The sequence below is a fragment of the Almyronema sp. genome (assembly GCF_052168255.1).
Lineage (GTDB): Bacteria > Cyanobacteriota > Cyanobacteriia > Phormidesmidales > Phormidesmidaceae > Sphaerothrix > Sphaerothrix epifaneia.
Map to the genome: position 1 here is coordinate 1 of NZ_JBQLZL010000101.1, position 4,357 is coordinate 4,357.

4 protein-coding genes are annotated in these 4,357 nt (G+C 50.6%); 2 read left to right on the forward strand and 2 right to left on the reverse strand.

The window, feature by feature from the left end:
* Positions 1-127: 127 nt before the first annotated feature.
* Positions 128-634 carry a DUF4112 domain-containing protein gene (locus ACTS3T_RS21295; protein WP_462935659.1) on the reverse strand — a complete coding sequence of 169 codons (507 nt, stop codon included), beginning with the start codon at positions 632-634 and terminating at the stop codon, positions 128-130.
* Between the two features lie 75 nt (positions 635-709).
* Here ACTS3T_RS21295 and ACTS3T_RS21300 point away from each other — a divergent pair, with 75 nt between their 5' ends.
* Complete coding sequence (locus tag ACTS3T_RS21300; RefSeq protein WP_462935660.1) at positions 710-1,417, forward strand: N-acetylmannosamine-6-phosphate 2-epimerase; 708 nt, start codon at positions 710-712, stop codon at positions 1,415-1,417.
* A 232-nt stretch (positions 1,418-1,649) separates the two neighbouring features.
* Positions 1,650-3,491 (forward strand): glycoside hydrolase family 10 protein, encoded by a 1,842-nt coding sequence (locus ACTS3T_RS21305; RefSeq protein WP_462935661.1) that lies wholly within the window; start codon positions 1,650-1,652, stop codon positions 3,489-3,491.
* Positions 3,492-3,646: 155 nt separating this feature from the next.
* On the opposite strand, the gene ACTS3T_RS21310 is transcribed toward ACTS3T_RS21305, so the two are convergent.
* Positions 3,647-3,898, reverse strand: a complete 252-nt coding sequence (locus ACTS3T_RS21310) for a hypothetical protein (protein ID WP_462935662.1) — start codon at positions 3,896-3,898, stop codon at positions 3,647-3,649.
* Positions 3,899-4,357 lie beyond the last annotated feature (459 nt).

The following is a 4,357-nucleotide window of genomic DNA, read 5'->3' on the forward strand; positions in this document are numbered from 1 at the left end:
ACTTTGGGGGTCGCTCCACGGGAAAATAGCTCAGTGCCAGGTTATTTTTGGAAAAAGAGGTTCTCAAATATTTGAGAACCTCTTTTTTGATTTTTATAAATTTCGTGCTGGTTAAACCGCTGAAAAATTAGGTTGCTAGGGCACGCCAAATGAATTGCACGACCAAAATGGCAAATGTAGCGACTCCGATAATGGCAGCTACCAGCAAAGCTACAATGACAACAAAGAAAAGGTAGTTGGATCGGTGGCTGGGCTGAGGTTGCTGAAGGTGTTGCTCAATTAGCGCTACGTTTTGAGCGTTGGCTTTCCAGACCACATCAAACAGGTCGCCTATAGTGGGAACTGTTCCAGCCACGACTTCTAATAAGATATTGAAGGCCATGCGACTTAGTGTTGAAGTTGGAAGGCCAAAACGGTAAGCTTCAACCAAAATGTAAACTGACATCAGGCCAGTGAGTAAATCACCACCACCGGGTAATAGACCAATAATGGGGTCTAAGCCAATGCGGTAGTTGATGCCTGGAATGGTAATGGAGTTGTCGAGAAGACGGCTGAGATGGCGCACTCGTTTGAGCCGTTCTATGCGAGCAGGAGATAAGTGCTGGGGTAAGGGACGAGATTGGAACGACGGCATGGCACAAAAGCCGATAAAATCTGCTTTGAAGCATACAACGGCGATCGCCTAAAAGAATCTATCAATTGGCTAGCAATGTCTGTAGTTTTTTCAGTGATTGAGCAGCTTGAGGGGGGGCTAGTAGTTTCTTGCCAAGCGCCTTCAGACTCTCCATTATTTAATTCTGAGGTGATCGCTGCGATCGCTCAGGCGGCTGTTTTGCGGGGTGCGGTTGGGGTGCGAATTGACACGCCCACTCATGTGCAATCGGTACGTCAGCGCCTTGAAGTTCCTATTATTGGTTTGTGGAAGCAGCAAATGCCGGGTTATGAGGTGTACATTACACCTCAGTTTCTCCAGGCTGAGGCGATCGCAGTAGCCGGAGCCGATATTATTGCCATTGATGCAACTCAGCGCGATCGCCCCAATGGTGAAACCGTTGGTAGCTTGATAGAGCAGATTCATACCCAATTACACAAGCCTGTGATGGCAGATGTTGATACATTGGCAGCAGCAATGGCGGCGGCGGCGGCAGGGGCAGATTTGATCGGCACCACGCTGTATGGCTATACGACAGCGACCCAGCAAAAACATCCCCCCGGCTACGACTTACTGGCGCAGCTAGTTGAGAAACTGTCGGTGCCAGTGGTTTGTGAAGGGGGGGTGGCGTCTCCGGAGATGGCGGCTAAAGCTCTAAAGCTAGGTGCTTACTGTGTAGTGGTAGGGACAGCTATTACAGGCATTGATTTGCAGGTACAGGCTTACTGCAAAGCGATCGCTGAGTCGGCAAAAGATAGGTTGTAGATGAGTGCGATGCCCTTAAGCAATATATTTCGCCACCGTTTTTGGTTTAGGGGTGATCAGATCTGGCTAGCGCTAAGCTTGTTTGCCCTTGGAAAATTTGATTTGCCTCAATTTATGGACAACTGACTTCAGTAGCGTGACCGTTTTAAGGCAAAATCAGGGGAATGACTTTCCTGACTGAAAACATCTCAGGCTGAAAAGTAAGGTGATTGAAGCACAGGAGGCACTCTGAATGGGGCGGCGATCGCAGCGCCAATGGGCATGGCTGTTCACTTTTATATTTACGTTAACGCTGGTGGTCGGTATAGACTGGCGTGTGCCAGTGGCTGCTCAGTTCTCGACTGAAGCTCAGCCGACTGCTGAATTTATATTGCCTAGCGACACGAGCAGTCATTGGGCTAACCAGTGCATTCAGACATTAGCGCAATCGGGAACCCTGAGGACAGATCAATTTCCCAATGGTCGCTTTCGTCCGCATGACGGCATTACCTGGCGTGAGTTGATCAACTGGCTAACGGCAGCGCCAGTCGCTACCCCTGTACCCAAAGCGGTTGATACTGCGCTGAACCTAGATGATCCGGCCAATTTTTTATCGCACTATCCGCCGCAATATTTTGATTTGAATCGTCCGTTGTCGCGGGCAGAAGTGATTACAGCGATCGCGGCTTATCGCCATTATCCTTACTTGGGTAATGCTAACGCTACTCTTGCTGCCAATTTTGAGGACAGTGCCTCAATTCCAGACTTTGCTCGTGAGGCAGTGGCAGCGGCACTAGAGCAGCAAGCGATTGTTCTCTATCCAGCTTCGCGGCAGTTACAGCCCAATCAGTTGGCCAGTCGTGGAGAAGCCGCAGCTTTACTGTGTCAGACCAGTAGAGTACCGGGTTTGCTCAGTACGCTGCCGCCAGATGGGGTCGTAGCCCACCAGCTAGCGACCAGTGCTCCAGCTCCGGTTCAAGAAATTCGCGGTACCTGGCTAACCAACATCGACAGTGATGTGTTGTTTAGCCGCGATCGCTTGAGTGAAGCTATCAATACGTTGGCGGCTCTCAATTTCAATACAATTTATCCCACCATTTGGAACTGGGGGGATACGCTGTATCCCAGTGCGATTGCTGAGCAGTTTATTGGTCACAAACAAGGGCTGTATCCTTTTTCAGATGATCCGGTTGAAGATGGCCGTCTAGAAGCAACTCAGCGCGATCGCGATATGCTGCAAGAGGCAATTGACCTAGCGCATCCCCTGGGGTTAAAAGTGATTCCCTGGTTTGAGTTTGGCTTTATGGCACCAGCGGATTCTGAACTGGCGCGACGGCACCCCGACTGGCTAACTCAACGAGCAGATGGCAGCTTGGTTAAGGTGGAAGGTAACGATCGACGGGTTTGGCTAAATCCTTTTCACCCGGAGGTACAGCGTTTTGTGCTGCTGCTGGTAGATGAGGTCATGCGTCGATATCCGGTGGATGGCTTTCAGGTCGATGATCACATGGGTTTGCCTGTTGAATTTGGCTATGATCCGGTGACGATTGCCCTTTATAAGCAAGAACACAGTGGTAAAGCCCCACCTGAGGCGGCACAAGAGCCTGAATGGGTACGCTGGCGGGCTAGCAAAATTTCTGGCTTTATGGCAGAAGTGGCGCAGGTGGTTAGGGCACGGCGACCGGGAGCAATTGTTTCGGTTTCGCCTAATCCTTATCCGTTTTCCTATGGCAACTATTTGCAAGATTGGCCGACTTGGGTTGAACAAGGTTCTGTAGATGAACTGATTATTCAGCTCTATCGTGACAATCTCAATCGCTTTGTTTGGGAAATGAACAAAGCAACGGCGCAGGCTTCGCGGCGACGAATCCCAACGGCTGTTGGAATTTTGACTGGGTTGAAAGGCCGACCCACGCCAATGGGCTTGATTGACAGCCAGATTGAAGCTGTCCGCGATCGCCAGTTTGCCGGGATCTCGTTCTTCTTCTACGAAACTCTTTTGAATATGAATCAGGAAGCGCCTCAAGAACGGCAAGCTGCTTTTACCGGGCTTTTCCCCAATAGAGCGCTTCGCCCTGAGCCGATCGGGGTTTAGTCATCAGGGATTTAGCAGACGGCAGTTCTCAAGCGATCGCCTCTATGGCTCTTGAAGGGTCTCAACGTTTGGGGCTACAGCGATAATCTCTTAAGTGAATGAGCCATGCCGCCGCTGCCTGATAGACAGGATAGCGGCGGCTGGGGCTGCGGTGCTTAATCTAGCTGACAGCGTTTGGTGAGAATCACCATGACTTCGTTGGGGCGTCCGGTGGATAATGGACGGCTCCAGTCGTTCGGTTCGGCGTAGTTTTTCAGATGTAGGCGATGAATCTCTTGCCGCACGCAGGGCAAGGCACCCAACATCACTAGCCGCACGTTTTCGCCGTTGCTTTCACCCGCTGGGTTGCCTGTGGGAAGGGCAGTCGCGGGAATTAGGCGATCGCTATCACGAGTTTCTTGAAACATGGAAGTGTACTCCTTTTTGGGTTTGAGTCTGGGAGGAGGAAGGGCAGAAATTAAAAGGTAGAAGTCAGAACGCAGAAGTTAAGCAAATGTCAGATGCAAAGCATCCTGCATTTCACCGTGCCTGCTTTATCCTTCGGCCTTCTCCTTGACCCAGAACCCAAAAACCAGCCACCCCGACAAATTGCAATGCAAATCGGGGTGGCTGGCGGTACACTGTACCACTAGGCAACCGACTGCTTACTCAGTTGGGGGCTTAGCTCTCTAGGCGGTGTTGTCAGCACCTCTAGGGAGCGCTAGTTTTTGAGTCCTGTGTATGTGAAAAAGCTGTAACGGTTCAAACGCTACAGCTTAATGGCTGAGTGTAGGGCATTAGGCGATCGCAGTCAATAGTAATGTGATTGTGAGTGTTGAGTTTAGTTGCATAGGGCAGCTTGCCCACAGAGATAGCAAACAAACCTT